Annotated in this window: 30 protein-coding genes and 1 tRNA gene; 24 read left to right on the plus strand and 7 right to left on the minus strand. The window is 67.1% G+C overall.

The features are described 5' to 3' along the window. Positions 1-89 precede the first annotated feature (89 nt). Entirely contained in the window at positions 90-1,379 is a 1,290-nt protein-coding gene (locus tag AC3A5Z_RS18570; protein WP_487520800.1) for a capsule polysaccharide biogenesis protein, read from the minus strand. A 188-nt stretch (positions 1,380-1,567) separates the two neighbouring features. Between AC3A5Z_RS18570 and AC3A5Z_RS18575 the strand changes: the two genes are divergently transcribed. Then, positions 1,568-2,161: a riboflavin synthase gene (locus AC3A5Z_RS18575; protein ID WP_487520801.1), complete on the plus strand. Its 594-nt coding sequence runs from the start codon at positions 1,568-1,570 to the stop codon at positions 2,159-2,161. After that, positions 2,161-2,727 (plus strand): hypothetical protein, encoded by a 567-nt coding sequence (locus tag AC3A5Z_RS18580; RefSeq protein WP_487520802.1) that lies wholly within the window; start codon positions 2,161-2,163, stop codon positions 2,725-2,727. Before AC3A5Z_RS18575 ends, AC3A5Z_RS18580 begins: the two co-directional genes overlap by 1 nt. 6 nt (positions 2,728-2,733) lie before the next feature. Here the strand turns inward: AC3A5Z_RS18580 and AC3A5Z_RS18585 are convergent, their stop codons facing one another. Continuing rightward, positions 2,734-3,789, minus strand: a complete 1,056-nt coding sequence (locus AC3A5Z_RS18585; RefSeq protein WP_487520803.1) for a phosphatase PAP2 family protein — start codon at positions 3,787-3,789, stop codon at positions 2,734-2,736. Continuing rightward, positions 3,786-3,908, minus strand: a complete 123-nt coding sequence (locus tag AC3A5Z_RS18590; protein ID WP_487520804.1) for a hypothetical protein — start codon at positions 3,906-3,908, stop codon at positions 3,786-3,788. The genes AC3A5Z_RS18585 and AC3A5Z_RS18590 overlap by 4 nt, the downstream gene beginning before the upstream one ends. An 80-nt stretch (positions 3,909-3,988) precedes the next feature. Between AC3A5Z_RS18590 and ribB the strand changes: the two genes are divergently transcribed. The 7 genes from ribB to AC3A5Z_RS18625 all read left to right on the plus strand — a co-directional run bounded on the left by ribB (position 3,989) and on the right by AC3A5Z_RS18625 (position 9,650). Further along, a complete protein-coding gene (gene ribB, locus AC3A5Z_RS18595; protein ID WP_487520805.1) occupies positions 3,989-5,092 on the plus strand; it encodes a 3,4-dihydroxy-2-butanone-4-phosphate synthase in 1,104 nt (367 codons plus the stop codon). A gap of 3 nt (positions 5,093-5,095) precedes the next feature. After that, positions 5,096-5,629, plus strand: coding sequence for a 6,7-dimethyl-8-ribityllumazine synthase (locus AC3A5Z_RS18600; protein ID WP_487520806.1), 534 nt, complete (start codon positions 5,096-5,098; stop codon positions 5,627-5,629). After that, positions 5,626-6,096 (plus strand): transcription antitermination factor NusB, encoded by a 471-nt coding sequence (gene nusB, locus AC3A5Z_RS18605; RefSeq protein ID WP_487520807.1) that lies wholly within the window; start codon positions 5,626-5,628, stop codon positions 6,094-6,096. The genes AC3A5Z_RS18600 and nusB overlap by 4 nt, the downstream gene beginning before the upstream one ends. A 181-nt stretch (positions 6,097-6,277) precedes the next feature. Further along, on the plus strand, positions 6,278-6,598 hold the full coding sequence (locus AC3A5Z_RS18610; RefSeq protein WP_487520808.1) for a hypothetical protein: 321 nt from the start codon (positions 6,278-6,280) through the stop codon (positions 6,596-6,598). Positions 6,599-6,814: 216 nt separating this feature from the next. After that, complete coding sequence (locus AC3A5Z_RS18615; protein ID WP_487520809.1) at positions 6,815-7,678, plus strand: DUF481 domain-containing protein; 864 nt, start codon at positions 6,815-6,817, stop codon at positions 7,676-7,678. A gap of 461 nt (positions 7,679-8,139) precedes the next feature. After that, on the plus strand, positions 8,140-9,132 hold the full coding sequence (locus AC3A5Z_RS18620) for a glycosyltransferase family 2 protein (protein WP_487520810.1): 993 nt from the start codon (positions 8,140-8,142) through the stop codon (positions 9,130-9,132). Between the two features lie 44 nt (positions 9,133-9,176). After that, on the plus strand, positions 9,177-9,650 hold the full coding sequence (locus AC3A5Z_RS18625) for an MmcB family DNA repair protein (RefSeq protein ID WP_487520811.1): 474 nt from the start codon (positions 9,177-9,179) through the stop codon (positions 9,648-9,650). On the opposite strand, the gene AC3A5Z_RS18630 is transcribed toward AC3A5Z_RS18625, so the two are convergent. Beyond that, positions 9,634-9,852: a DUF6324 family protein gene (locus AC3A5Z_RS18630; RefSeq protein ID WP_107665284.1), complete on the minus strand. Its 219-nt coding sequence runs from the start codon at positions 9,850-9,852 to the stop codon at positions 9,634-9,636. The two genes, AC3A5Z_RS18625 and AC3A5Z_RS18630, sit on opposite strands and share 17 nt — an antisense overlap. A gap of 113 nt (positions 9,853-9,965) precedes the next feature. On the opposite strand from AC3A5Z_RS18630, the gene AC3A5Z_RS18635 reads away from it, so the two are divergent. The 9 genes from AC3A5Z_RS18635 to AC3A5Z_RS18675 all read left to right on the plus strand — a co-directional run bounded on the left by AC3A5Z_RS18635 (position 9,966) and on the right by AC3A5Z_RS18675 (position 18,137). After that, positions 9,966-10,457, plus strand: coding sequence for a GNAT family N-acetyltransferase (locus AC3A5Z_RS18635; RefSeq protein ID WP_487520812.1), 492 nt, complete (start codon positions 9,966-9,968; stop codon positions 10,455-10,457). Positions 10,458-10,520: 63 nt separating this feature from the next. Then, positions 10,521-10,597, plus strand: a tRNA-His gene (locus AC3A5Z_RS18640). A gap of 213 nt (positions 10,598-10,810) precedes the next feature. Continuing rightward, positions 10,811-12,073 carry a glycerate kinase type-2 family protein gene (locus AC3A5Z_RS18645; protein ID WP_487520813.1) on the plus strand — a complete coding sequence of 421 codons (1,263 nt, stop codon included), beginning with the start codon at positions 10,811-10,813 and terminating at the stop codon, positions 12,071-12,073. A 58-nt stretch (positions 12,074-12,131) separates the two neighbouring features. Beyond that, positions 12,132-12,794, plus strand: coding sequence for a lysophospholipid acyltransferase family protein (locus AC3A5Z_RS18650; protein WP_487520814.1), 663 nt, complete (start codon positions 12,132-12,134; stop codon positions 12,792-12,794). Continuing rightward, complete coding sequence (locus AC3A5Z_RS18655; RefSeq protein WP_487520815.1) at positions 12,791-13,735, plus strand: phosphatidate cytidylyltransferase; 945 nt, start codon at positions 12,791-12,793, stop codon at positions 13,733-13,735. The genes AC3A5Z_RS18650 and AC3A5Z_RS18655 overlap by 4 nt, the downstream gene beginning before the upstream one ends. A 25-nt stretch (positions 13,736-13,760) precedes the next feature. After that, the gene (locus tag AC3A5Z_RS18660; protein WP_487520816.1) at positions 13,761-14,402 is read left to right on the plus strand and encodes a CDP-alcohol phosphatidyltransferase family protein; all 642 of its coding nucleotides are present in this window, start codon (positions 13,761-13,763) and stop codon (positions 14,400-14,402) included. Next, entirely contained in the window at positions 14,403-14,843 is a 441-nt protein-coding gene (locus AC3A5Z_RS18665; RefSeq protein ID WP_107665278.1) for a YqaA family protein, read from the plus strand. Positions 14,844-14,892: 49 nt separating this feature from the next. Further along, positions 14,893-16,134: a peptidase T gene (gene pepT, locus AC3A5Z_RS18670; RefSeq protein ID WP_487520817.1), complete on the plus strand. Its 1,242-nt coding sequence runs from the start codon at positions 14,893-14,895 to the stop codon at positions 16,132-16,134. Between the two features lie 248 nt (positions 16,135-16,382). Then, the gene (locus tag AC3A5Z_RS18675; protein WP_487520818.1) at positions 16,383-18,137 is read left to right on the plus strand and encodes a hypothetical protein; all 1,755 of its coding nucleotides are present in this window, start codon (positions 16,383-16,385) and stop codon (positions 18,135-18,137) included. A gap of 66 nt (positions 18,138-18,203) precedes the next feature. Here AC3A5Z_RS18675 and AC3A5Z_RS18680 read toward each other — a convergent pair whose 3' ends face one another. Then, positions 18,204-19,130: a dihydrodipicolinate synthase family protein gene (locus AC3A5Z_RS18680; protein ID WP_487520819.1), complete on the minus strand. Its 927-nt coding sequence runs from the start codon at positions 19,128-19,130 to the stop codon at positions 18,204-18,206. Beyond that, positions 19,130-19,843: a ribonuclease activity regulator RraA gene (locus tag AC3A5Z_RS18685; RefSeq protein WP_487520820.1), complete on the minus strand. Its 714-nt coding sequence runs from the start codon at positions 19,841-19,843 to the stop codon at positions 19,130-19,132. The genes AC3A5Z_RS18680 and AC3A5Z_RS18685 overlap by 1 nt, the downstream gene beginning before the upstream one ends. A 126-nt stretch (positions 19,844-19,969) precedes the next feature. Here AC3A5Z_RS18685 and AC3A5Z_RS18690 point away from each other — a divergent pair, with 126 nt between their 5' ends. Further along, positions 19,970-20,836 (plus strand): LysR family transcriptional regulator, encoded by an 867-nt coding sequence (locus AC3A5Z_RS18690; RefSeq protein WP_487520821.1) that lies wholly within the window; start codon positions 19,970-19,972, stop codon positions 20,834-20,836. Positions 20,837-21,021: 185 nt separating this feature from the next. After that, entirely contained in the window at positions 21,022-22,572 is a 1,551-nt protein-coding gene (locus tag AC3A5Z_RS18695; RefSeq protein ID WP_487520822.1) for a tyrosine-type recombinase/integrase, read from the plus strand. A gap of 105 nt (positions 22,573-22,677) precedes the next feature. Here the strand turns inward: AC3A5Z_RS18695 and AC3A5Z_RS18700 are convergent, their stop codons facing one another. Continuing rightward, the gene (locus AC3A5Z_RS18700) at positions 22,678-22,872 is read right to left on the minus strand and encodes a hypothetical protein (protein ID WP_487520823.1); all 195 of its coding nucleotides are present in this window, start codon (positions 22,870-22,872) and stop codon (positions 22,678-22,680) included. Positions 22,873-23,537: 665 nt separating this feature from the next. Between AC3A5Z_RS18700 and AC3A5Z_RS18705 the strand changes: the two genes are divergently transcribed. Genes AC3A5Z_RS18705 through AC3A5Z_RS18720 form a run of 4 tightly spaced genes read left to right on the plus strand, consistent with a single transcriptional unit; the run spans position 23,538 to position 24,792 of the window. Then, positions 23,538-23,873 (plus strand): hypothetical protein, encoded by a 336-nt coding sequence (locus AC3A5Z_RS18705; RefSeq protein WP_487520824.1) that lies wholly within the window; start codon positions 23,538-23,540, stop codon positions 23,871-23,873. Then, entirely contained in the window at positions 23,873-24,097 is a 225-nt protein-coding gene (locus AC3A5Z_RS18710; protein WP_487520825.1) for a hypothetical protein, read from the plus strand. Before AC3A5Z_RS18705 ends, AC3A5Z_RS18710 begins: the two co-directional genes overlap by 1 nt. Positions 24,098-24,157: 60 nt before the next feature. Then, on the plus strand, positions 24,158-24,394 hold the full coding sequence (locus AC3A5Z_RS18715) for a hypothetical protein (protein WP_487520826.1): 237 nt from the start codon (positions 24,158-24,160) through the stop codon (positions 24,392-24,394). Continuing rightward, positions 24,391-24,792: a hypothetical protein gene (locus tag AC3A5Z_RS18720; protein WP_487520827.1), complete on the plus strand. Its 402-nt coding sequence runs from the start codon at positions 24,391-24,393 to the stop codon at positions 24,790-24,792. The genes AC3A5Z_RS18715 and AC3A5Z_RS18720 overlap by 4 nt, the downstream gene beginning before the upstream one ends. Positions 24,793-24,952: the final 160 nt, after the last annotated feature.

Genomic DNA, 24,952 nt, shown 5'->3' on the forward strand with positions numbered 1-24,952 from the left:
GCTCGGGCTCCTTCGATGGAGAGTGCCTCATGTTTTTTTACACAAACCTACATAAATCGGGACGGTTTAGCCAGCATGGCATGTTGGGCTCAGGTGACGAGGCGCAACTGTTGCCGAGGCGCCGCGTTGCCCGAGATCAGCGCGTCATAGGGGTCTTCGGCAGCGAGCATCATGTCGACCACCTGCCGCAGCAGGGCACGACGCCCGGCCGCCGCGTAGAAGCCGCCGGGGATCTGCGAGGTTTCGAGCAGGAAATGCCGGTAGGCCCGGTAGGCGCGGCTGTCGGGGCGGCGGGGGCGGGCGAAGAAGGCAGCAAGCGGCTGGGGCGAGACGAGCTCGGGCTTGGCATAAACTGCCGCGCCGAGGCATTTCAGCGGCAACCCGCGCCAGAGCGCCTGCTGACCCGCGGTGGAATTCACGGTGACGGCGCTGCAGGCCTGCGGCAGGAGGGCCGCGAGCTTGCCGCCACGCACGAAATGCACCCGGTCCGTCAGGCCGTGCTGCTGCGACAGGCGGCGGATCTCGGGGCCGAGCGGGGCGCGGCCATCCTCCAGCGGATGTGCCTTGAGAACGAGGTGGTGATGCGGCGGCGCGCCCTCGGCAAAGCCCTGCATCACGAGGGCGAGGAAGTCGGTCAGGCTGGAGAAGGGGCTGTGGCTGAGAAAGCTGCTGTCATGTTCGAGCTGCAGGAGCACCAGATGGAAGGGGAAGCCGCCGCGCACGATCCGCCGCGTGGCCAGATGGCGCTGGGCAGCGTGAACGGGCAGGAGGGCGAGCCGGGCGAGGTGCAGGCGCAGCTCCGCCGCCACCGGCAGCCTGCGGTGCGGGCGGTAGTCGGGGTAGCGGCGCTGCCCGGCCAGCACGCAGGCGTGGTAGAACGCGCCCCAGATCATGTGCTGCTTCAGGTCGCCCCAGCGCGCCGGGGCATCGGGCAGGTCCATGTCGGACTGTTCGAGGGCGGCGCGCATCTGCGGCACCGAGAGCTGCATCAGCCGCGAATGGCCGTTGGCGCCGCCGCGTTCGTAGCTGACCCAATGCGGGCGCAGATACCCCTCCTCGAAGACGTGGAGGGTGAGCCCCGCCGCCCGCGCAACCCGCAGCGCCTCGGCATGGAGCGGGCGCGTGTCGCCGTAGAGCACGAGATCGGTGACCGCGTGGCGGGCGATGAGGTGTTGCAGGGCGGCGGGCCAGTGTTCGGGGGCGTCGGTAAAGGGCAGGTAGCTCTGCCGGTCGGGCCAGAGGGCGCGGTCGCCGCCGTTGAAACCGACGCGCAGCACCCGCGCGCCCGAGGCCTGCAGCCTGCGGCCGAGCTGGGCAAAGAACGGGCCATGCGGCCCTTGCAGCAGCAGAAAGCTCCGCCCCTTTCCCGTCAGACGCATCGGCCCCTCGTCCCTCACCGACAGCGGGCGTAGCATCCCCGCGCCATGGGTAAAGCGAAATCGCCGGGCCTGCGGGGGGAGCGACAATTGGCAGCGGGGGGCGCTGCGGCGCGCGCGCGCCGCTGGGCGCTTGCGCGATGGGCCTCGGGGGGCTACGTCCTTCGGGTCACTGACAGGAAGGGCATGTCATGTTCACGGGGATCATCACCGACATCGGTCTTGTGCGCGAGGTGGAACAGGCGGGCGATCTGCGCGCGCAGATCACCACCGGCTATGACGTGGCGGGGATCGACATCGGCGCCTCCATCGCCTGCGACGGCGTCTGCCTGACGGTGGTGGCGCTGGGCGAGGACTGGTTCGAGGTGAACATCTCGGGCGAGACGGTCTCGGTCACCAACATCGGCCACAACGGCTGGCAGCCGGGCAAGCGGCTGAACCTCGAGCGGGCGCTGAAGGTGGGCGACGAGCTCGGGGGGCATATCGTCTCGGGCCATGTCGACGGCGTGGCCGAGGTGGTGGCGGTGCAGCCCGAGGGCGACAGCCTGCGGGTGACCTTCCGCGCGCCGGAGGCCTTGGCGAAGTTCATCGCGCCGAAGGGCTCGGTGGCGCTGAACGGCACCTCGCTGACGGTGAACGAGGTCGAGGGCTGCGACTTCGGCATCAACTTCATCCCGCATACCCAGGTCGCGACGACCTGGGGCGATGTGGCGGTGGGCCAGCGGGTCAATCTGGAGATCGACACGATGGCGCGCTATGTCGCGCGGCTGCGGGACTGGGCGTGATGCCGGGCCCCGCCTTGCCAGGGCCGGGCCACAACGGCGGGCCGACGATGGAGCCCGGGGCGAGCTGGCGGCGGCACTGCTGGGGCCAGGCGCGGCGCGATCTGTTGCCGCACCTGCCGATCGAGGTGCTGCGCACCCGCGTGCGGCGGGCGAAGGAGCTGGGACTGGAGTATCGCACCTATGCCTCCGTTCGCGCGGCCTCGGGACATGACGTGGTGGCCTTCCTGTTCTCGTCGAACGCGCTGCGGGTGTTCCCGGGGCAGGCGATGCCGGAAGACCGGGTGGTGAAGCTGGCCGATCTGCGCGCGACCCGGATCGGACTGGCGCAGGGCCGGCTCGCGCCCGAGACGCTGCTGCAGGCGGGGCAAGGGCAGGTGGATGCGGCGCATCCGGCGCCACTAGCGCTGGCGAGCTTCGCCGAGGCGCGGGCGCGGCTGCGCGCGGCGCTGGGCCGGCTGCCCGCCGATGGCGTGCTGCTGGTGGGCGATGCGACGCTGGAGGCCGAATGGTGCGCCGCGGGGCGGCTGGCGGGCTATGTTCCGGCTGCCGCCTATTTCGGTCGTTGATCGCCGTTACAGTGTCGAACCATGCGGGGCGGTAAGGCGCCGGGCCAAGAGCCAGCATAGCACCGCGATTGCGGCGCCCGCGATGCCGTCGACGAGATAATGCCAGCCCAGAAGAACCGAACCTATCACGATGATAAGGGCGAAGACGGTCATGACGACGCCGGCCCACCGCGCATAGGTGAAAGCATAGAGAGTTAGGACCATGGTGCTGGCGACGTGCATGCTTGGCAGCGCGGAAATGCCCATGAAGGGGCCCTCGCCGATATAGCCGCGCCAGAGCATGGCCTGAACGTCCAATGCCATGACCGGGCTAATCTCATGCGAGGCGGCGAGCTTCTGCATCAGCGGGGCGAAGCGGTCGCCGTAGCCGAGCAACTCGTAGTAGACCGGCCCTCCCGAGGAAAAGACGGTGGCGAGCAGGTTGCCGCCCACCATCCAGGTCAGGATGAAGGCGAGGAGGAAGGTGTTCCGCGCATGCATCTGCGACCGGGAGAAGCAGGCGAGGAAAAGGATGAAGTAGAGGAGCAAGGCCCAGGCGTGGTAGAAGCCGTTGATCACCGTTACGATGTATGGATGCCCGAACAGGGGCAGCAGAAGAGTGTAGGCATCGTGGCCGCCGAGCAGGGCTGCGTCCAGATCGGCGAAGAGTTGGTCCCAAGAGAAGGGGTTGAGCAGCGGTAGCACGGCCTTGAAATAGGCGAAGCTGCTGCAGAACAGTGTGAAAGCCGCAAAGGCCACGACGCCGGAGTAGGGTGTCTCGCCGCCGGCGACGATCGTGCGGATATCCTTCAGCACCCAGAGCAGCGGTCTCGCGGGCCGCACTGCGAGCACCATGTGGATGACGCGCCACAGGAGCAGGACAAAGGCCGCCACAGGCAGCAGCAGGGTGAGCACATTCGCGACCGTCTTTAGCACTTCCTTGGGAAAAGGCAGATCGAAGGCCGCGGCGAACAGGAACATCGAAGCCATGTGCAAGAGCACGAGCCCGACCATCCATCGGTTTTCGCGCAGGGCAGCCATAGGGATGCTTTGGGGGCGGCCAATGGCCGTGATCGACATCATCCGTGCTGCTCCGCCTTTTCGGTCTTGCCGAGGAAGCCGGGCGAATGCGGCATCAGCGCGGCGAGAAGATGGAAATTGCCTGCGCCGGGCGGGGAGAGGTCACTTTCGCGCACAGTCATTTCGCGGTCGCGCCAAGGCGAGCCTCTGGCCTTCGGGCGCGTGGCGCGCTATTGCGGAGCGCATTCCGGGGAGCCAGGCGATGACCGACATGTCCGACGACTATTCCAACGCGATCTCCTCGATCGAGGAGATCATCGACGATGCCCGCAACGGGCGGATGTATATCCTTGTCGACCACGAGGATCGCGAGAACGAGGGCGATCTGGTGATCCCGGCGCAGATGTGCACGCCTCAGGCGATCAATTTCATGGCGACCCATGGTCGCGGGCTGATCTGTCTGGCGATGCCCACGGCGCGGATCGATGCGCTCGGGCTCACGCTGATGCAGCCGAAGAATTCCAGCCGTCACGAGACGGCCTTCACCATCTCGATCGAGGCGCGCGAGGGGGTCACCACCGGAATCTCGGCGGCTGACCGGGCGCTGACGGTGGCGGTCGCGATCGACCCCACGAAGGGTGCTGCCGATATCGCCACGCCGGGGCATATCTTTCCGCTCAGGGCGCGGGATGGCGGGGTGCTGGTGCGTGCAGGCCATACCGAGGCGGCGGTCGACGTGTCGCGGCTGGCGGGGCTGAACCCGGCCGGGGTGATCTGCGAGATCATGAACGACGACGGCACCATGGCGCGGCTGCCGGACCTGATCAGCTTTGCCCAGAAGCACGGGCTGAAGATCGGCACCATCTCGGACCTGATCGCCTATCGCCGCCGCCACGACAATCTGGTGGCCGAGAAGGCGGTGAAGCGGGTGACCTCGGCCTTCGGCGGCGACTGGCTGATGCGGGTCTTCGCCGACGAGACGCAGGGCGCCGAGCATGTGGTGCTGTCGAAGGGCGACATCACCTCGGGCGAGCCGGTGCTGGTCCGGATGCATTCGCTCAATCCGCTGGAGGATGTTCTGGGCATCGGCCCGGCGCATGCGGGCGATCTGCAGGGCGCGATGCGGCTGATCGCCTCCGAGGGGCGCGGCGTTGTGGTGCTGCTGCGCGACACGACGATGAAACTGGCGATGGATGACGAGGCCTCGCCGCAGACGCTGCGGCAATACGGGGTCGGCGCGCAGATCCTCTCGGCGCTCGGCTTGTCGAAGATCGTGCTGGTCACCAATTCCAAGGCACCCAAGGTCGTCGGGCTGGAGGCCTACGGCCTGTCCATCACCGGCACCCATACCATCACGGAGGGCTGAGCCATGGCCGCATCTGAAACACATTACACCCTGCCGCTGCCCACCTTCGACAAGCCGGTGAAGCTGCTGATCGTCGTGGCGCCCTACTACAAGGACATCGCCGACGATCTGGTGGCGGGTGCCAAGGCGATGATCGAGAGCTGCGGCGGAACCTGGGATCTGATCGAGGTGCCCGGCGCGCTGGAGATCCCGACGGCGATCTCGCTGGCCGAGCGGCAGTCGAACTTCGACGGTTTCGTGGCGCTGGGCTGCGTCATGCGCGGCGAGACCACGCATTACGATACGGTCTGCAACGATTCCAGCCGGGGGCTGATGCTTCTGGGGCTGCAGGGCTCCTGCCTCGGCAACGGCATCCTGACGGTGGAGACGCGCGAGCAGGCGGTCGTGCGGGCCGATCCGGCGGGGCAGAACAAGGGTGGCGGGGCGGCAGCGGCGGCGCTGCATTTGATCGCGCTGTCACGGAAATGGGCGGGGGTGCGCAAGGGCATCGGGTTCCGCCCGGAAGAGCTGCGGCTGGCAGGAAAGACGAACGCATGACGAAGCCCGACAAGCGGCAGATGAAATCGGCCTCGCGGCTCTACGCGGTGCAGGCGCTGTTCCAGATGGAAAGCTCGGGCCAGACGGTCGAGGCGGTGGTGCGCGAATTCGCCGATCACCGCTTCGGCGCCGTCTACGACGAGGAAGAGATGCTCGAGGGCGACGTGGAGCATTTCCGCCGTCTGGTCGATCATGCGGTGAACCGTCAGGGCAAGATCGACCAGATGACCGATCGGGCGCTGGTGGCGAAATGGCCGATCGACCGGATCGACCCGGTCTTGCGCGCGCTGTTCCGCGCGGCGGGCGGCGAGATGCTGGAGCAGGAGACGCCGCCGAAGGTGGTGATCAACGAGTTCGTTGATATCGCCAAGGCCTTCTTCCCCGAGGGGAAGGAGCCGAAATTCGTCAATGCCGTGCTCGACCACATGGCACGCGAGGCCAAGCCCGAGGCCTTCGGGCTGCTCTGAGCCCGCGCCGGGAACTTTGCAGGCCGGTTGCGGTTTGGCTCCCGACACCACGACATGTCCTGGCGCGCGATCCTGCCCTTTTGGCAGGGGGTGCGGCGGGTGTTGACGCAGCCCGTTTTATCGAGATTGTGATGGCGGGTTGCGCGGCAGGCTGTATCGTGTCGCGTAAGGGGGTGCCGTCATGCCGAAACTTGTCCGTCTCTATATCGTCAACGTGCTGATCGGCTTCGGGCTGGCGGTGGCTTTCGTGGCGCTGCTGGTCTGGCTGGATGTGGCGGGCCTGCAGCATCTGGTGCTGGAGACCGAGGGCGGTTGGCTCGGCGGGGCGATGCTGGTGATGTTCAATGGCGTGGTCTTCGCCGGGGTGCAGTTCGCCATCGCGGTGATGCGGATGGCCGAACCCGAGGAAAAACACCCCCCGCGCGGCAAATTACGCTTGTCACAAGCACGTGAGCCTGTTCTTGTTCCGGTAGCCCAATCCGGGCGAAAGTGGAGGGGATAGCTGATTAGACGCATTAATTCAGACAATTAGTTTCATTTTCAGCCCGTATTTCCCGCTTAAGTTGTTGCAGTTTTGCGACAGTTTTGGCCATCGACCGTCCAAAGCCGACGGTTCTGCCCCCTTTTCGGAACATGGTTTCGGTCTTTTCGTTGTCACCCCGGCAGCCTTGCCGATCTGTGCAGGGCACCGCGAACTTCGCTTCGAAAGGGACACACCATGAAAGAAACTCTCCGCTTCGCCGGTATCTCGGCCGTGGCGCTGCTGCTGGGCGGCACCGCCGCCTTCGCGCAGGTCGGCACCATCACCGGCACGCGCGCCCTCGATGAGCGCATCGAGGACATCGAAGAAGATGTTCAGGAAGACATGGAGAACGCCAACGACTCGTTCCGCTATGGCAGCCCGGAATACCGCCCGGGCCTGTCGGGCAGCGCCTCGATCGGCTACTCCGGGTCGGACGGCAACACCGAAGACCAGGACTTCACCCTCGGCGCGCGCCTGCGTTACGCTCAGGGCCAGTTCCTGCACAACCTCGGCGTCGCCATGGAATATTCGGAAACCGACGGCGACAGCACCGAAGAAGACACCTTCATGGTGTATGACGGCAACTACTACCTGAACGACCAGTTCTACGTCTTCGTGCTCGGTCGCGCCGCGACCGACGGTCTGGCCGACGAGGTCAACCCCGATGACGACGTTGCCGTGGCCGACAAGGTCAAGACCGACGCCTTCATCGGTGTGGGTCCGGGTTACCGCGTCATCAACACGCCGGATCTGGCGTGGCGCGTGCAGGCCGGTATCGGTCTGAGCTACCTGAAGTTCGGTGACGACGAGAGCGAGACCGAGACCGGCTACCTGGCCTCCTCGCGCTTCTACTGGAAGTTCAACGAGAACGTGTTCATGACCAATGACACGGACATCCTCGACTCCGACACCGCGCTGCGCGTGAACAACGACTTCGGCATCAACTTCAAGATGACCGACGCGTTCTCGACCCGCGTCAGCTACCTGACGGACTACAACGAGGCCCGCGAGATCCGCACCGACAACAAGCTCGGTGTGTCGCTGGTCTACGGGTTCTGAACCCAAACCTGAGACGATCTTTTTCATAGACCTGGGGCAGGGAAACCTGCCCCTTTTTTTCATGTGCGCCGCGTCGCGGGGCAACGCCTTTCAGGCGGCAGGATGCCGCCCGGGGATCATGGGGGAGAGAGGAAAGTGGCGGGATCCGCGGCAGCCGTGGAAACGTGAATTTCCCGAGAGCCTGAGTGTTCAGGTTGGTCGCCAGATACCAGAGCCAGGACCCTGACAGAGCCAGCTCCCTCGGAGATGCTTATCGGCCACTGGAAAAGGGCTTCGCACGAGAGGGGCAGAACCCGCCACCGCTCAATCTAGGGCGCGGGACCGCGGGGCGCAAGGGGCTGTGCCGGGGCGCGAGGTGCTGGACTTTTGCCGCCTCTCCGCTAGCTTTGCCCCTCGTTCCTTCGGCCCCCCATTTTCCTCGCCCGCCGCTCCGCGCGGCGCCGCGCAGACAGCAGGTATCCATGCCGCCGCTTCCCTCCGACAGCACCGCGCTCGTTCAGGTGCGCACCCCGACCTACAAGCGCCCCGAGATGCTGCGGCGCTGTCTGGGGTCGCTGCAGGCGCAGACCTGGACGAACTGGGTCTGTGACGTGCAGGACGACAGCCCGGATTCCTCCTGTGCCGATGTGGTGGCGGCGATGGACGACCCGCGCATCCATTACCGCCGCAACGAGCCGCGGCTGTTCGCGTCGAAGAACATCGACAGCTGCTTTTCCCGCAAGAACCCGCGCGACGCCGACTACTTCTGTCTGGTCGAGGATGACAACTGGCTGCTGCCGACCTTCATGGAGGCCAACATCGCTCTCGCGCGGCGCGAGAATGTCGAGGTGGTGCTGCGCAACCAGCTGGTGGAGCTGGACAGCGGCACGCCGCAGGCGCGGCTCAGCGACTTCGGGATCATGGACGACAAGTTCGTCGAGGGGCGCTACGAGCCCGGCCAGTTCCGCCTGTCGCTGATGGCCGATATCGGCATGTCGCATGGCGGGCTGTTCTGGTCGCGCAAGGCGAAGTCGGATTTCGAGATCGGCTTTCCGGTCAGCGCCACGCTGCAGGAATACATGCGCACCTATGCGGTGGAGGAGCCGATCTATGCGGCGATCGAGTCGCTGGCCGTCTGGGCCGAGAACGGCGCGGGGACGACGCGCGATCTGGGGGCGGGGGTCGGCTATCTGCGGCGCGAGCTGGATGTGAAGCGGTCGATCGCGGCCCTGCAGCAGCGGGCGTGGCAGCGGGCGACGCCGCAGGATCGCGAGGGCTTCCTGATCTCGCCGCGCTTCCGCTATCCCAAGGCAGACCGGGCGCGCGGCATGGTGAAATCGCTGACCAAGCTGGCGGTGGGCGATGCGCTGCCGGCGAAGGAGCGGGCGCGGCTGGTGCTGCGCGGCGGGCTGATCCGGGCGGCGGGGCGGATCGAGCCGGGGCTGCAGGAGTTCTTCCGCTCGCGGGGCGCCTGAGCCCCGGGCTGGACACCCGTTCACCCTTCGTTCATAATCTGGCGATGCAAATCGCTCCCTCTCTTCCGCCCGACGGCATTGCGGGCCTCACCCCCGGCCAGCGGCTGGCGCGGGGGGTATGCCGGCATCTGCGCGGGCATGACTTCGTCAGCGTGGTGGAGCTGGTGCCGGCACCCGGGCTACGGGTCGACGTGATGGCGCTGGGGCCGCGGGGCGAGATCTGGGTGGTGGAGTGCAAGTCGAGCCGCACCGACTACCTGACCGACCGCAAGTGGCAAGGCTATCTGGAGTGGTGCGACCGCTTCTTCTGGGCGGTGGATGCCGAGTTCCCGACCGATCTCCTGCCGGACGGCACCGGCCTGATGATCGCCGACAGCTATGACGCCGAGATCCTGCGCATGGGGCCGGAGGGGCGCTTGCCGCCCGCGCGGCGCAAGGCGCTGACGCATGGCTTCGCCCGCCATGCCGCCGCGCGCCTGCACGGGCTGCGCGATCCCGGGTTTACTTTCGGCCCTTAGGCCCCTTGGCCGGAGCGGCGCCCATGGCGCGGGCGCGTTCGGCGGCGGCGCGCAGCTCTTCCGCGATCTCCTCGGCCTCTTCCGGTTCGAAATCCAGCGGGATGTCGATCCCGTCGCCTTCGATATAGATCCGCACCATCCCGAGCGTGGTCGGCCCGATCTGAAGGTTGGTCACGCTGTCGCTCTGCTTGTCGATGCCCATGGTCCGTCTCCGCTGGCTGTGGGGGCGGGGTAGCGCCGAATGCGCCATGTGGCAAGGCATCTTGACTTGATCGGCGGCGGGGAATGCCGTCTGATGACTCAGGGGGAGCCATCATGCGCACCGCATCCGGGGTCGAGCTGCGGGATCTGGCGATTGGCGACGCGGGCTGGCTCATCGCCCGCCATGCCGAGACCTATGCCGCGGAGGAGGGCTTCGACATCAGCTTCGAGGCGCTGGTGGCCGATGTGCTGGCCCGCTTCATCCGCAGCCGGGACCCGGCGCGGGAGCGCGCCTTCATCGTCTGGAAGGACGGGCGGCGGATCGGCTCGATCTTCTGCGTGCGGCTGACCGACGAGATCGCCAAGATCCGCCTGTTCTTCCTCGAGCCCGACATGCGGGGCCGGGGGCTCGGCCGCGATCTGTTGCAGACCTGCATGGGCTATGCCCGCGACAAGGGTTACCGGCGGATGGAGCTCTGGACCCTCGAAAGTGCCCATGCCGCCGGGGCGCTCTATCTCTCCTCCGGCTTCACGCTGGTGACCTCGCATCCGACCCACGCCTTCGGCTGCGAGGTGGTGGAGCAGGAGTGGGAGATCGTGCTTTAGCCGAGGCAGTGCAAATCATGCTCTTGCAATCCCGGGGAAGCGGCGGTAAATCGCGCCTCAAGTGCCGATGTAGCTCAGTTGGTTAGAGCACTAGATTGTGGATCTAGGGGTCCCCCGTTCGAGCCGGGGCATCGGTACCATTTCCCTGATATTGCTGGACCAAACGCCGTCGCGCGTGGAAGCGTCTTCGGTGTCTTGCGTGGCGAATCCCGAGGTTTGTGCCGGCGGGACTTCCCTTTGCCGTGGCAACGGGGTCAGATCGGTCGATCTCCCTTGCGGAGAGGCGATGACGGGAAGACCGGGATGACCCTGACGACGACGCCGTTCCCCCTGACCTGCGGCCCGGTGCGGCCATGACTGGCGCCGAGGCCCTGCTGCGCCGCCTGTTCGACCGGGCGGTCGAGGCGGCCGACCCGATGCGCTCGCTGGCGGGGCATCTGCCGGAGCGCCCTTCGGGCCGCGTGGTCGTCGTCGGCGCGGGCAAGGCCAGTGCGCGGATGGCCGAGGCGGTGGAGGCGGTCTGGGGCCCTTGCGAGGGGTTGGTGATCACCCGCTACGGCCATGGCCGCCCCTGCCGCGGCGTCGAGATCGTCGAGGCGGCGCATCCGGTGCCGGATGCGGCGGGGCAGGCGGCGACGGCGCGGATGCTGGCGCTGCTGGAAAGCCTCGGCGAGGCCGATTTCGTGCTGGCGCTGATCTCGGGCGGGGCTTCGGCGCTGTTGGTGGCGCCTGCCGAGGGCGTGACGCTGGAGGAGAAGCGGGCGGTGAACGCGGCGCTGCTGGCTTCGGGCGCGCCGATCGACCGGATGAACACGCTGCGCAAGCATCTGAGCCGGGTGAAGGGCGGGCAACTGGCGGCGGCGGCGCATCCGGCGCGGATGCTGTGCCTGATGATCTCGGACGTGCCGGGGGACGACCCGGCCTTCATCGGCTCGGGGCCGACGGTCGGCGATGCCTCGACCGCCGAGGAGGCGCGGGCGGTGCTGGAGCGCTGGCAGGTGGCGGCGCCCGACTCGGTGCGGGCGGCGCTGGCGCGGCCGACGGGGGTGGTGCGACCGGGCGATGCGCGGCTGGCGCGGGTGGAGAACCGGATCTATGCCGCCCCGGCGCAGTCGCTGGCCGCCGCCGCCGCGCTGGCCGAGGCGGAGGGCTACGAGGTGCGGCTGTTGGGCGATGCCTTGGAGGGCGAGGCGCGCGCGGTGGCGGCGGTACAGGCGGCGGAGGCGTTGCGGATCGCCGCCGAACTGCGGCCCGGCGACCGGCCGGTGCTGCTGCTGTCGGGCGGCGAGCTGACGGTGACGCGGCGCGGCGATGGGGTGGGCGGGCCGAATGCGGAGTTCTGTCTGGCGCTTGCCGTGGCACTGGAGGGCGCGGCGGGCATCCATGCGATTGCCTGCGACACCGACGGGGTGGATGGCGCGGCGGAGGTGGCGGGGGCGGTGATCGGGCCCGAGACGCTCGCCCGCGCGCAGGCGCTGGGGCGCGACCCGGCGGCGGCGCTGGCGGCGAATGACGCGCATGGCTTCTTCGCGGCGCTGGGGGATCAGGTGATCACCGGGCCGACGCTGACCAATGTCAACGATTTCCGCGCAGTGCTGATCGCGCCGCCCGGCTGAGGCGCTTGCGCGGCGCTGCGGGCTCTGGTCTATCTCGGCGGACGAGGGGGGAGGGGCCATGCCGGGAACTGCGGGCGGTATGCGACGGGCGGCGGCGGGCGCGATGCGCGCCGCGATCGTGCTTCTGGCCCATGCGATCACGGCAGTGCGCGGCATCTTCCAGGGTATCGCGCCGGAGCCGGTGCAGCGGGTCTATTTCGCCAATCACGCCAGCCACGGCGATTTCGTCCTGATCTGGACAGTGCTGCCGCCCCGGCTGCGGCAGGTGACGCGGCCTGTCGCCGGGGCGGACTACTGGCTGGCCTCACGCCTGCGCCGCTTCATCGGGCGCGAGGTCTTCGACGCGGTGCTGATCGACCGCAACCCCGCTACCCGCAGCGCCGATCCGGTGACCGAGATGGCTCTGGCGCTGGATGCGGGCGCCTCGCTGATCGTCTTTCCCGAAGGCACGCGCAACATGACCGAGACGCCGCTGCTGCCGTTCAAGAGCGGGCTCTACCATCTGGCGAAGGCGCGGCCCGGGGTCGATCTGGTGCCGGTCTGGATCGACAACCTGAACCGGGTGATGCCGAAGGGCGGGATCATCCCGATCCCGCTGATCTGCACCGTGACCTTCGGCGCGCCGCTGCATCTGGAGCCGGAGGAGCCGAAGCAGGCGTTCCTCGATCGGGCGCAGGCGGCGCTGCTGGCGCTGTCGCCCAAGCATGGAGAGACCGCATGACCTCGGCCCACAGCGATCTGGCCTGGCTGCTGGCGGGGCTCGGCTTGGTGCTGGTGCTGGCCTCTGCCATCGGCTTCGTGCTGGAGCGGCGGCTGTCGCCCCAAGGCGGCAATGCGGTGATCGAGAACCTCAACGCAAGGATCAAGGCCTGGTGGGTGATGATCGCGCTGATGGCGGTGGCGCTTCTGGCGGGCAAGACCGGGGTGACGCTGCTCTTCGGGCTCTGCTCCTTTGCCGCGCTGCGCGAGTTCGTGACGCTGACCGACACGCGGCGCGGCGATCACTGGGCGCTGGTGGTGGCCTTCTTCCTCATCACCCCGCTGCAATACTGGCTGGTCTGGACCGGCTGGTACGGGCTCTGGTCGATCTTCATCCCGGTCTACGGCTTCCTCTTGATGCCGATCCTCGCCGCCGTGCTGGGCGATACCGAGCGCTATCTGGTGCGGGTGGCCGAGGTGCAATGGGCGCTGATGGTCTGCGTCTTCTGCATCTCGCATGTCCCGGCGCTCCTGTGGCTGGAGATCCCGGGCTATGCGGGCCGCAACGTGCTGCTGATCGCCTTCCTCGTCGTCGTGGTGCAGGGCAGCGACGTGATGCAATATGTCTGGGGCAAGCTCTTGGGCCGCCACAAGATCGCGCCGCGGCTCTCGCCCTCGAAGACATGGGAGGGGTTCCTGGGGGGCGCGCTCAGCGCAATGCTGATCGGGGCGGGGCTCTCATGGCTCACGCCCTTCACTGCGTTGCAGGCGGCGGGGATGTCCCTGGTCATCGTGCTGATGGGGTTCTTCGGCGGGCTGGTAATGTCGGCCATCAAGCGCGACCGCAAGGTGAAGGACTGGGGCCACCTGATCGCCGGGCATGGCGGCTTCATCGACCGGCTGGATTCGGTGATCTTCTCGGCGCCGATCTTCTATCACCTGACGCGCTACTGGTGGACATGAGCCGCCCCCGGATGGAGACCCCGCAATGACCGGCAAGACCGACCGCCGCCCCCTTGCCAGCCGCGATACAGGCTGGGCACGCTGGCTGACGCGGAAGCTGGCGGCGACCTCGGTGACGCCGAACCAGATCTCGATGGCGAGCATGGTGGCGGCGGCGCTGGCGGGCGCGGCCTTCTGGGGCGTGGCCCACGCCGAGGGCGCGGCGCGGGTGCCGCTGCTGCTCCTGGCGGCGCTGGGGTGCCAGCTGCGGCTGCTCTGCAACCTGATGGACGGGCTGGTAGCGATCGAGGCGGGGCGGCAGACGGCGGATGGCGCCTTCTGGAACGAGTTTCCCGACCGGGTGGCGGATCTTCTGATCCTCGTCGGGCTTGGGCTGGCGGCGGGTCTGCCTGCGCTCGGCTGGGCAGCGGGCGCGCTGGCGGTGCTGACGGCCTATGTCCGCGAGCTGGGCCGCGCCTGCGGGCTGCCTGCCGATTATTCCGGCCCGATGGCCAAGCCGCAGCGCATGGCGGCGGTGACGCTGGCCGCCGTGCTGGCGGTGCTGGAGCCCTTGTGGCGCGGGCAGGGCGATGTCTTGGCACTGGCGCTTTGGCTGATCGTTGGCGGGACGGCGCTGACGGCGCTGCTCAGGGCGCAGCGGATGCTGGCGCAGCTGCGGGCGCGCTGAATGGGCGATCTCGCCGCCTACGGGCTCTTGTGCCTTAGCGCGCTGGCCTCGGCCACGCTGCTGCCCGGCTCGTCGGAGGCGGCGCTCTTGGGGCTGCTGGCGGCGGGGCAGGGGGAACCCTGGCTTCTGGTGCTGGTGGCGACTGCGGGGAATGTGGCGGGCTCCACGGTGAACTGGTTTCTCGGGCGCGGCATCGCCTCGGTGCGCGACCGGCGCTGGTTCCCGGTCTCGCCCGCGGCGTTGGCGCGGGCCGAGGGCTGGTACCGGCGCTTCGGGGTGGCGACGCTGCTGCTGGCCTGGGTGCCGGTGGTGGGCGACCCGCTGACGGTGGTCGCGGGCATCTTCCGCACCGATCTGCGGCTGTTCCTCCTCCTCGTCACGCTGGGCAAGGCCGCGCGCTATGGGCTGATCGCGCTGGCCTTTCTCGGCTGGTCGGCTTGACACTCCGGGCGCAAGCGGCGCTGATCGGGGAAAGACCCCGGAGGCACCAATGACCGATTTCACCGCCGAACTCGAAGAGCGCCTGCTGCGCTACACCGTCCTCGACAGCCAGAGCGACGAGACCTCGGCCAGCCAGCCGAGCACGGCGATCCAGCTCGACATGGCGCGGCTTCTGGCCGAGGAGCTGACCGGGATCGGCGCGGCGGAAGTGCGGATCACCGACTACGGCACGGTGCTGGCGACGATCCCGGCCACGGTCGAGGGCCTGCCGGTGGTGGGGATGCTGGCGCATGTCGACACCGCGCCCGCCTATCGCGCGACGGGAGTGAAGCCGGTGGTGCATCGCGGCTACAACGGCGGACAGATCGGCTTTGCCGATGCGCCGGCGCTGGTGCTGTCGCCCGAGGTCTCGCCCTATCTGGGCGAGAAGCTGGGGCACGATATCGTCACCGCCAGCGGCACGACGCTGCTCGGCGCCGATGACAAGGCGGGGGTGGCGATCCTGATGACCGCGGCGCGGCATCTGCTGGCGCATCCCGAACTGCCGCATGGCGCGATCCGGCTGGCCTTCACCCCGGACGAGGAGATCGGGCGCGGCGTCGATCCGCGGCTGCCGGAGGATCTGGGGGCGGATTTCGCCTATACGCTCGACGGCGGCCGGGTGGGCGAGATCGAATACGAGAGCTTCTCGGCCGATGGGGCTGTGGTGACGATCACCGGGGTTTCGGTGCATCCGGGGATCGCCAAGGGCAAGCTGGTGAACGCGCTGCATCTGGCGGCGAAGCTGGTGGCGACGCTGCCGCAGGCGACCAAGACGCCCGAGACGACCGACGACCGCGAGGGCTTCCTGCATGTCTACGAGATGGGCGGCACGGCGGCGGAGGCAACGGTGAAGCTGATCCTGCGCGACTTCGAGCGCGAAGGGCTGGCCGCCAAGGGCGCGCTGCTGCGACAGGTCTGCGATGCGGTGCAGGCGACCGAGCCGCGCGCCACGGTCGTCTGCGAGATCCGCCCGCAATATCGCAACATGCGCTACTGGCTGGAGCAGGACATGACCCCGGTCGAGCTTGCCCGCGAGGCCTGCCGCGCCGAGGGGATCGGGCCGGTCTCGGTGCCGATCCGCGGCGGCACGGATGGCTCTCGGCTGACCGAGATGGGCGTGCCGACGCCGAACGTCTTCACCGGCATGCAGGAAATCCACGGGCCGCTGGAATGGATCAGCGTGCAGGACATGGCGGCTGCGACGCGGGTCTGCCTGCGGCTGGTCGCGCTGGTTACGTCGAAAGGCTAGGGAGGGTCGGCGGTTCTCCGCAGGCTTCCGCTCATCCGGCCCGGCATCAAGCAGGGTTCCGCCCATCCTCGCGGATTGGGCGGAACATCCCTCTCCTCCCGGCGTCTCTCGTCGCTACATAGGAAACAATTCCGCCTCTGCGGAATTGGTCAGCATGAGAGAGAGGGAGCCTGCCATGCCGTCTGACGCTGCACGCCTTGCGCCGCACCTCGCTGCTGACCGCCGCAGCGCCCCGCGCGGGGTCTGAGATGTCGTTGTTGCGCAACTTCCGCGGCGAGGCCTCGGTGGCCGAACTGGTGGTGCCGACCCCTTGGGACACGGCACCCGCTCCGCAGCGTCCGCCGGTCTGGCGCCGGCTGCCGGTGCTGATTGTTGCCGCGGGAGCGGCCTATCTGACCGTGGGCCTTGCCCTGACGCTCGGGCCGGAGCTGCGCGGCGAGGTGACGAGCTCCGACGCGGAAGCGCCCGCGGAGCTGGCAGAGGTGCCGAGCGATCCGGTCGGATGGAGTTCCGGCGAGACTGCAGGGCTGGCGGAGCCGTCGGCTGATGTCGGACAGGGGGCTGGTGCGCCCTTTTCTCCGGGGGCGGAGGACTTTGCCGCGATGGAGCCTGCGCCTCTGGCCGATGCCGCCGTCGAGCCGCTGCCGAGCGTCTCTGACGATCTGGTGCCCATCGCGCCGACGGGGGAAGATTTCGCGGCGGCTGAACCTGCCGAGGCTGCGCCTCTGGTCGATCCCACTGTCGAGCCGCTGCAGGGCGGGGCTGACGATTTGGTGCCTGTAGCGCCGACGGGCGAGGATGTCGCGGCGGCTGAGCCCGACGAGCCTGCGCCTGTGGCTGATGCCGCTGTTGTGCCGATGGAGGGCGGCGCCGACGGTCAGGCGCTCGTGACCCCGGACGAGGAAGACCTCGCGGCGGTTGCCCCTGCCGAGATCTCGCCTCTTGCCGATGCGGCTCCTGCGCCGATGCAGGGCTCTGCTGAAGATCAGCCATCGCCCACTGCAACGGAAGAGCTGGCGGCAGTCGACGTTCCGGCGCTTTCCGATCTTCCGCCCGCCCCGCCTGCGGCTGCTCCGCTGCAGAGCCGGGTGAACGATCTGGCGGGGGCTTCCGCTGGCCTCGATACCGAGGCCATGGCGGCCGTCGACCCGGCGCTGCAGGCCGAGGCGCCCTCGGGGCTGGCGATGCCTTCGGCCGCGGCTCAGGCGCCTGCTGCGCAGCCTCTGCCGCCTGCACCGCCCGCCGAGCCGCCGCAGGTGGTGGCCTTGGCGCCTGCGATGCCGGCTCCGCCGGTGGCTGCGACGATGGAGACGCAGCTTGCGGCCCTCTCCGCGCCGTCCCGCCTCGCGGCCCTGCCGCGCCTGCCGGAACCCGCTGCGCCTGAGCCGTTGGCGCTCGATACGCAGCCGCCGTTGCCGCGCCTCGCCTACGCACTCGATCCGGCGGCGCCCGAGATCCTTGCCCCTGCGCTCGACTTCCCGGCGGAGATGCCGCGCGCCGTGGAGCCCGGCGCGACGCTGCCGTGGCAGGCTCTGGTGGAGCCGGAGCCCGAGCCCGTGCTGCCGCAGGAGCCGCCCGAGGCGCTGGCCGAGGCCGAACCCGCCGCGGAGGCCGAGGTGGCTGCCGCTCCGGCCGAGGACAGAGCCGCCGCAGCGGTGGAACCCACCGGCTATTCCATTGTGGTCCATGCGCAGGGCAGGCTTTTCGACGATGCCTGGGCGGCGCAGTCGATCCTGTCGCAGGCGGGCTATGATACGCAATTCGCCCCGGCGCGCGGCGTGCGGCAGAATTCGGTGCGCTATTTCTATCCCGAGGATGCCGACGAGGCCCGCGCCGTGGCCGAACGGCTGGGCGTCGGGCTGGTGCTCCGGATGGACATCGTCACCGCGGCGCCGCCGGGATCGCTGGAGGTCTGGCTGTCGGATTCGCTGGGCCTCCCGGCGGACGAGACCCGCGCCGAGGGCGTGCGCGGCGGGCGGGCCGGGCGGATGGCACTGCGCTAGGCTCGGGCGCCCCCGGAGGGAGCGCCTGAGCGGGTTGTCAGGCGCGCCGAGCGCCCGACAAGGCCGTCAGAGCCGGGCGCGCGCATCCTTCCGCGCCAGACGTTCCAGCAGATAGCCCACCTCCGCCAGTGCCTGCGGCGAGAGCTTCGGCCCCGGGCGGCGCAGCGCGTCATGCGCGATCAGCCCGCGCCGCATCAGCACATGCTTGCGCACAGAGAGCCCGATGCCCGGCTGTTGCTCGTAACGGATCAGCGGCAGATGGGCGTCGAAGAGGTCATGCGCCGCCTCGCGCTCGCCCGCCTCCTGCAGATCGTGCAGCGCCACCAGCATGTCGGGGAAGGCATAGCCGGTCATCGAGCCACCGGCGCCGCGCCCGGCCTCGAAATCGAGGAACAGCCCGCCATTCGCCGTCAGGATCGAGAAGGGCCGCAGCTCGCCCTTCGCCTGAAGCGCCCTTAGCGCCGAGATCTTCTCCAGCCCCGGCCAATCCTCGGCCTTCAGCATGACGCAGGAGGGATGCGCCTGCATGATCCCGGCGATCACCGGCACCGACATCTGCACCGTCAGGGTCAGCGGATAATCCTGCAGCACCCATGGCACCTCCGCGCCCACCGCCTCGACCGCCTGGGCGAAATAGGCGGCGATCTGTTCGTCGGTGCGCAGATGCGGCGCCGGGGCGATCATCACCCCGGCGGCACCGGCCTGCATTGCCTCCTGCGCCAGCGCGCGCATCGCGGCAAAGCCGGGGGCCGAGACGCCGACGACCACCGGGATGCCCGCCCGGCCGATCACCCGGCGGGCGATGGCGCGGGATTCCTCGGGCTCGAGCTTGGCAGCCTCACCCATGATGCCGAGGATGGTGACGCCCGCGGCGCCGCTGTCGCGGTAGAAATCCACGAGCCGATCGAGCGAGGCGAAATCGACGCCGCCCTCCGGCAGGAAGGGCGTCGGCGCGATGGGGTAGACCCCGCGGGTGCTGGTTCCAAAGCTCATCACGCCTCCGGGTTGGCGGCTTTGAACGCGGCATAGCGCGCCTTGGTGTCCTCGTTCATCGGATAGAGCCCGGGCAGCTCCACCCCGCGATCGACTTCGGTCATGATCCAGGCCTCCATCCGCTCCTGCTCCGGCGCCTCGGCCAGCACCGCGTCGAGCATCGCCCGCGGGATCAGCACCGCGCCATCCTCGTCCACCACCACGATGTCGCCGGGGAAGACCGCGACGCCGCCACAGGCGATCGGCTCCTGCCAGCTGACGAAGGTGAGGCCCGCGACCGAGGGCGGGGCGGCGATGCCGCTGCACCAGATCGGCAGGCCGGTGCCGAGAACCCCCGCCGCATCGCGCAGCACGCCGTCGGTGATCAGCGCCGCCACGTTGCGCTTGGCCATGCGGGCGCAGAGGATGTCGCCGAAGATCCCGGCATCGGTGACGCCCATCGCGTCGGCCACTGCGATGCAGCCCTCGGGCATCGCCTCGATGGCGGCGCGGGTGGAGATCGGCGAGGCCCAGCTGGCCGGGGTCGCCAGATCCTCGCGCGCGGGCACGAAGCGCAGGGTGAAGGCCTCGCCGACGATGCGCGGCTGGCCGGTACGGATCGGCCTGGTGCCGCGCATCCAGACGTTGCGCAGGCCCTTCTTCAGCAGGACCGTGGTCAGCGTCGCGGTGGAGACTTTTTCAAGCGTTGCGACGATTGCGGGATCGAGTGCCATGGGACGTCCTCAAGCAGGAAGGAAGCCCGCGCGCAGGCGGGCAGGGATGGGCCTGTCCTTGCCCATGCCATTCTGGCATTGGAAAGGAAATATGCATAATGCTTGGTTCAGAAGACAGGTCTGCTTATGGATACCCGATTTCTCGACAGCTTCCTCGAAGTGGTGGATCGCGGCTCGCAGGCCGAGGCGGCGCGGCATCTGGGCATCTCGCCCGCCGCCGTGGCGCAACGGATGCAGGCGCTTGAGGCCGAGATCGGCGTGCCGCTTTTTATCCGCGTCGGCCGCCGGGTGCAGCCGAGCGAGGCGGGGCGGGCGATCTATGCCCAGTGCCGCCGCATCGTCGGCGAGGTGCGGGCACTGCGCGGCCTGGCGCAGAGCGATGCCACCGTGGGCGAGCTGCGGCTGGGGGCGATCTCCACCGCGCTCACCGGGCTGCTGCCGCCCGCCCTGCGCTGGCTGAAGCAGGGGATGCCGCAGCTCGACCTGTTCCTGTTGCCCGGCACCTCGCCCGAGCTGTTCCGCCAGCTGACCGAGGACCGGATCGACGCGGCCATCGTGGTGCGGCCGCCCTTCGAACTGGCCAAGACCTACAACTGGTGCAGCCTGCGCCACGAGCCGCTGCGGCTGATCTGCCCTGCCGACATGGCCGTGACCGACCTGCGCGAGACGCTGCGCCGCGAGCCCTTCATCCGCTACGACCGCAACAACTGGGGCGGGCGGCTGGTGGAGGGCTGGCTGCGCCGCGAGGGCCTGCGCCCGCGCGAATGGCTGGAGCTCGACTCGCTCGACGCGATAGCGGTGATGGTGAGCAGCGGCCTCGGCATCGCCATCGTTCCCGACTGGGCGCGGCCCTGGCCGGAAGGCCTGGCGCTGCAGGTGCTGCCGCTGCCCGGCCCCGAAACCACCCGCGAGATCGGCGCCGTCTGGCCCCGCGGCTCGGGCGCCGAACGGCTGGTGCAGGCGATGCTGACGGGGCTGCGGGCGGGGGAGTGAGGTGGCGGAAGCGGTGGGATTCGAACCCACGTGTGACCAAAGTATCACAGTGTGTCCTTTACACATTTCCAGTAAGCATATGATAAGATTGTATTACATTGAATTGCCAGCGCTTCAAGTGTGGCGTATGGAGGCATTCTAGGTCCAATTCGGTTCCAATAACGTGTCCAATAAGGACCCAGCACATGGCATATCGACCCCGCAAGGCTGACTACATCAAGGTCCGCGCCGGACGCTACTACTACCGCCGTGCCATCCCGGAATCCCACCGCGAGCTATTCGGTGGCAAGACCGAGTGGGTCATCGCCCTGACGGGCTTGAGCGACACGGAACGCCACACCGAAGCCCAAGTCATCGCGGCGAGGCATAACCGCGCGTTGAGCATGGTGAAGGGGAGGGACGTCGAGGCCCCATCGGACGCCGCCATGATCATCATCGACCTTCAGCCGGACGGCTTGCCCCTCACGGGGCCACAACCCGAGCCGCTGACTTTTCTCCGCGATGGTCGCGTGGAAGCTGTCCACCGATACGCTGTCACCGACGATGCTCGCCTCCGCCGTCAGGCGGAAGGTGAGGGCCTGTTTGTCATGTCGCAAGAGGAAGCCCGCAACCAGTTGAATTGGCAAGCGGCGCAGTCGGCGTCAGCCGAAGGCACGGCCCAAGATCGCGAGATTGCCGACCTGAGGATGCAACTCGCCGCCCGGAAGATCGAAGACGCCGCCGCCGCCACGGGATCGACCGAGACATTGCTGTCGGTGCTACCACGTTGGCGAGAGCGGAAATCGCAACAGCATTCGAGCTGGCGGAAGCACGTCCAGTACGTCGAAGACTTCGCAGCGCTCCATGGTGATCTCCCACTCTCGTCAGTGACCGCGCGACACGTGGACGAGTACATGGCACACGCGCAGGCACAGACGTACCGAGGGGTACCACTCAGCCCCACGTCGATCACCAAGCGCTTGGATACCATCAAGGCGCTGATGGCCTTCGCGAAGAGAGCTGGCTACATCACCACCAACCCAGCGACCGACATCGCGCCGCCGAAGGATACGCGGCCCAAGGTGCAGCGGAGCTGGAAGGCGCTAACGCTGCCAGAGGTTCGATTGCTGGTGGCGGCGGCGTCCGCGCGGTGGGCGGTGAAGAGTCCGCGCCGTCATGACATGGCGACCGCTCTACAGATCCTGATCTGGTCCGGCGCGAGAGGCGAAGAGGCTTGCCAACTCCGGCGGAGCGACGTGGACCTAGAGCGCAGGGCGTTACGGATCACCGACACGCCGGACGATGATGAAGAAGATGAGGCACGCCCGCGCCGGATGAAGAACGCGAACAGCGTTAGAGAAGTGCCGATCCACAGCGCGCTACTGCCAATCCTTGCCGAGCACCTCCAGCGGCACAACTCGCACCTCCTGTTCCCAACCTTCGAGCCGAGGCTGTTCGATGCGTCGGCTAACGCCGACCGTGGCTTCCAATTGGAGAACAGAGGCCGCTACTCTAGGCCAATGTCGCGGGAATGGTCCGAATACCTCCGGGACAAGGTGACCGCCGACCCAAGGAAGGTCCTGTACAGCCTGCGGCACTCGTGGGCAGCGGAGTCCCGGCGGACGGGCATGCCGGAGCACGTGCGCAATGCAATCATGGGGCACGTGAACGACAACCCACACGCTGCGAGGTACGGCGGTGATGCCGACTGGCTGGCGGTTAAGCAACGCCACCTTGAAGCGATGATCTGCGCGTAGGCGTCGCTACAGGCCCCCTCCGTGGGCAGGGGCACCAATCCTCATACCGATCAGCGCTCAGCCTCACAGGTCGCTCCTGTGAGGCTGTAGGCATCGCCACGGTGCCTACACCGTCTCGGTAGGCCGAAGGGTCACGACGTTGTCTCCATGATCGACAATGAGCGAGGCCAGCAGCTCTGTGATGCGGGAATTCACCCATGAAAGATTTTCCACGGTTGCGACGCTCATTGGCTTGAGGCTTGCGTTAGCAAGCTGGTGCGCCAGCCTGATGATTTCCTCGATATCACCTTCCCGAATCATCCCATTCTCCTTGTTGCTCCGTAGCTTGTACGCGAGGGCGTCCCGATTCGGCGAGGATAGACTGCCTGACATTTACTATGAATCTGTAAGGTAGATTTCAGCTTGAAGCGGAAATTACCTATTGCGTCCAGAATGTTATTGTGTGGCGACTCGGTCGCAGTCCATTGCGGAATGACCCGTTTCTTCCCGGCTGCTAGGAGATGCTGACGGCATCTGATATAACGTAGGAACAGTGCAATTTCTGGCGTCAAGTGTGAAAATGACCCGTTCGGTCGATTTCCTTTACATTCGCGTCAGAATCTGCCAATATCATCTTATGAAAAGTCAAGAGGAAATATCGATGAAAACGAAACCCACGGTCCCCGTCCGGTCGAGCGAAGAGCTAGGGCTCGTTCTGACAATGGCAGACATCGCCGCAAGCGTTGGGGCGAGTCTGGCCCAGATGAAAAACCTTCGGACGCTAACTGCTGCGGATATCCCCTGCTTTCGGGCTGACTCCCGGACTCCAACCGGAAGATTTCTCTACTTTCGCGTCGGCGATGTAATTCCGTGGCTCCGCCGCGTTATGAATCGATTGACGCCAGAACAGGAGCTTTCTTTGATTAACGCCTCTTCTCCGTCAATCCCAACTCTCTCACAACACAACCCTTACAAGGAATACCACCATGCCTGATATCCAAGTCGTCAAGAGTAATCTCCGCTTTCAGCTCGACCGTAAACTCAGCGAAGCTGGCATGACGTCGCCCAAGCATAGAGACTTTGCAATCGATTACCTTTTTGCAGTCCCGACTCCATCAATGCAGGCGTTGTTTCATGCGGTTCCGGACACGGACATGAATGATATCTACGCCGAGGTGGCTCAAAGTCAGGTCGTCCGCCAGATCAACAGCGCGCGCGCGGTTACCAGCGCGGCGGAAATCCTCGCGAAATCGGCCCAAGACTTCTCGAATCTCCCCCGGAGCGAACGCATCGCGGCTTGGCGGGCAGCGGGCAACCGTTAATGTTCTCGGACATGCAGCTAATTCCCAGCGGATTGGGCCGCACCACACCCGAGGCGTCCAAGCTGGCTCGGGCACGATCTCTGCGGATTAGACGTTTCCTCGCCAAAAGAGATACGCTCACCGCGACTGAACTGGAAGAAGAAGCCGAACGTCTCGCTTTGGAAGCAGCGGCGATCATCGAGTCAAAGGGCGGGCTGACCGCCCGGACCGGCCCGATCCACTAAACCTCCGTCAAATTGACTGAAGGCAATCAAGGGGCATCCGCCCCATTAAGGAACCATGTCATGACCGCTACCAACGCCGACACAAGGCAAACCAAGCTCTTCGATGTCCTCAACGGACTCGGCGCGCTCAGCTGGGTTGTACACGATATCTCGCAGTCTCTCTCGCCAGAGGAAGCCGAACGACTGAAAAAGGGGGTCGCGGCGTTCAAGAAGACAGTCCTGGCCTACGTCATCCCTGAACCTGTCACCGTAAGATACCTCCCAGCAGCCAAGCGTAAAAGAAAGACCACCGAATGATCTTCTCAAGCATTGAAACAGCGATCCTCATTTCAGCCATGGTGACGGCCCTCAGCCTCCCGTATGGAAGCGCGCCGACGACGCGGGCTGATCGCCAGAAGATAGAAGCGGTCTCGCTCATGGTCGAGGAACCCACGTACGCCGCCGCTGTCTACGGATTGGCGGATGCGCTTCAAGCTCATCTGAGTAGTATGGATAGAACAGACTGGACCGCTGATGTCCTGCAAATCCACAAGGCGGCGGATAGGCAGTATTCTAAAGGTACCATTGAATCAGCGCTCCGCCTGATGGGAGCCGGAAAGCGTGTCGAGAGCGGGAAACTGTACTCGACACAACCGCTCGCCGTCATGACCATAACGTCTTTCCCCTCCACCCTATTTGACTTCCAGCCCGAATAGGCCCCGCCAAAGAAATGGGCGGCGAGATTACTCCCGCCGCCCCATCACTTCGCCAGTCTCCACCACAAAGACCTTACACCAAGAGCCTAGCCTGAACCGACCGTGCCCCTGATAAGAACGTATCAGACTTCGATCGGAATTGCAAACTTACACACCGATA

The organism is Cereibacter sp. Soil_C_27 (genome assembly GCF_057657095.1).

Coding starts and splice junctions, on each gene's coding strand:
- AC3A5Z_RS18570 (WP_487520800.1), bottom strand. CDS start 1,379: ATGCGTCTGACGGGAAAGGGGCGGAGCTTTCTGCTGCTGCAAGGGCCG.
- AC3A5Z_RS18575 (WP_487520801.1), top strand. CDS start 1,568: ATGTTCACGGGGATCATCACCGACATCGGTCTTGTGCGCGAGGTGGAA.
- AC3A5Z_RS18580 (WP_487520802.1), top strand. CDS start 2,161: ATGCCGGGCCCCGCCTTGCCAGGGCCGGGCCACAACGGCGGGCCGACG.
- AC3A5Z_RS18585 (WP_487520803.1), bottom strand. CDS start 3,789: ATGATGTCGATCACGGCCATTGGCCGCCCCCAAAGCATCCCTATGGCT.
- AC3A5Z_RS18590 (WP_487520804.1), bottom strand. CDS start 3,908: ATGACTGTGCGCGAAAGTGACCTCTCCCCGCCCGGCGCAGGCAATTTC.
- ribB (WP_487520805.1), top strand. CDS start 3,989: ATGACCGACATGTCCGACGACTATTCCAACGCGATCTCCTCGATCGAG.
- AC3A5Z_RS18600 (WP_487520806.1), top strand. CDS start 5,096: ATGGCCGCATCTGAAACACATTACACCCTGCCGCTGCCCACCTTCGAC.
- nusB (WP_487520807.1), top strand. CDS start 5,626: ATGACGAAGCCCGACAAGCGGCAGATGAAATCGGCCTCGCGGCTCTAC.
- AC3A5Z_RS18610 (WP_487520808.1), top strand. CDS start 6,278: ATGCCGAAACTTGTCCGTCTCTATATCGTCAACGTGCTGATCGGCTTC.
- AC3A5Z_RS18615 (WP_487520809.1), top strand. CDS start 6,815: ATGAAAGAAACTCTCCGCTTCGCCGGTATCTCGGCCGTGGCGCTGCTG.
- AC3A5Z_RS18620 (WP_487520810.1), top strand. CDS start 8,140: ATGCCGCCGCTTCCCTCCGACAGCACCGCGCTCGTTCAGGTGCGCACC.
- AC3A5Z_RS18625 (WP_487520811.1), top strand. CDS start 9,177: ATGCAAATCGCTCCCTCTCTTCCGCCCGACGGCATTGCGGGCCTCACC.
- AC3A5Z_RS18630 (WP_107665284.1), bottom strand. CDS start 9,852: ATGGGCATCGACAAGCAGAGCGACAGCGTGACCAACCTTCAGATCGGG.
- AC3A5Z_RS18635 (WP_487520812.1), top strand. CDS start 9,966: ATGCGCACCGCATCCGGGGTCGAGCTGCGGGATCTGGCGATTGGCGAC.
- AC3A5Z_RS18645 (WP_487520813.1), top strand. CDS start 10,811: ATGACTGGCGCCGAGGCCCTGCTGCGCCGCCTGTTCGACCGGGCGGTC.
- AC3A5Z_RS18650 (WP_487520814.1), top strand. CDS start 12,132: ATGCCGGGAACTGCGGGCGGTATGCGACGGGCGGCGGCGGGCGCGATG.
- AC3A5Z_RS18655 (WP_487520815.1), top strand. CDS start 12,791: ATGACCTCGGCCCACAGCGATCTGGCCTGGCTGCTGGCGGGGCTCGGC.
- AC3A5Z_RS18660 (WP_487520816.1), top strand. CDS start 13,761: ATGACCGGCAAGACCGACCGCCGCCCCCTTGCCAGCCGCGATACAGGC.
- AC3A5Z_RS18665 (WP_107665278.1), top strand. CDS start 14,403: ATGGGCGATCTCGCCGCCTACGGGCTCTTGTGCCTTAGCGCGCTGGCC.
- pepT (WP_487520817.1), top strand. CDS start 14,893: ATGACCGATTTCACCGCCGAACTCGAAGAGCGCCTGCTGCGCTACACC.
- AC3A5Z_RS18675 (WP_487520818.1), top strand. CDS start 16,383: ATGTCGTTGTTGCGCAACTTCCGCGGCGAGGCCTCGGTGGCCGAACTG.
- AC3A5Z_RS18680 (WP_487520819.1), bottom strand. CDS start 19,130: ATGAGCTTTGGAACCAGCACCCGCGGGGTCTACCCCATCGCGCCGACG.
- AC3A5Z_RS18685 (WP_487520820.1), bottom strand. CDS start 19,843: ATGGCACTCGATCCCGCAATCGTCGCAACGCTTGAAAAAGTCTCCACC.
- AC3A5Z_RS18690 (WP_487520821.1), top strand. CDS start 19,970: ATGGATACCCGATTTCTCGACAGCTTCCTCGAAGTGGTGGATCGCGGC.
- AC3A5Z_RS18695 (WP_487520822.1), top strand. CDS start 21,022: ATGGCATATCGACCCCGCAAGGCTGACTACATCAAGGTCCGCGCCGGA.
- AC3A5Z_RS18700 (WP_487520823.1), bottom strand. CDS start 22,872: ATGATTCGGGAAGGTGATATCGAGGAAATCATCAGGCTGGCGCACCAG.
- AC3A5Z_RS18705 (WP_487520824.1), top strand. CDS start 23,538: ATGCCTGATATCCAAGTCGTCAAGAGTAATCTCCGCTTTCAGCTCGAC.
- AC3A5Z_RS18710 (WP_487520825.1), top strand. CDS start 23,873: ATGTTCTCGGACATGCAGCTAATTCCCAGCGGATTGGGCCGCACCACA.
- AC3A5Z_RS18715 (WP_487520826.1), top strand. CDS start 24,158: ATGACCGCTACCAACGCCGACACAAGGCAAACCAAGCTCTTCGATGTC.
- AC3A5Z_RS18720 (WP_487520827.1), top strand. CDS start 24,391: ATGATCTTCTCAAGCATTGAAACAGCGATCCTCATTTCAGCCATGGTG.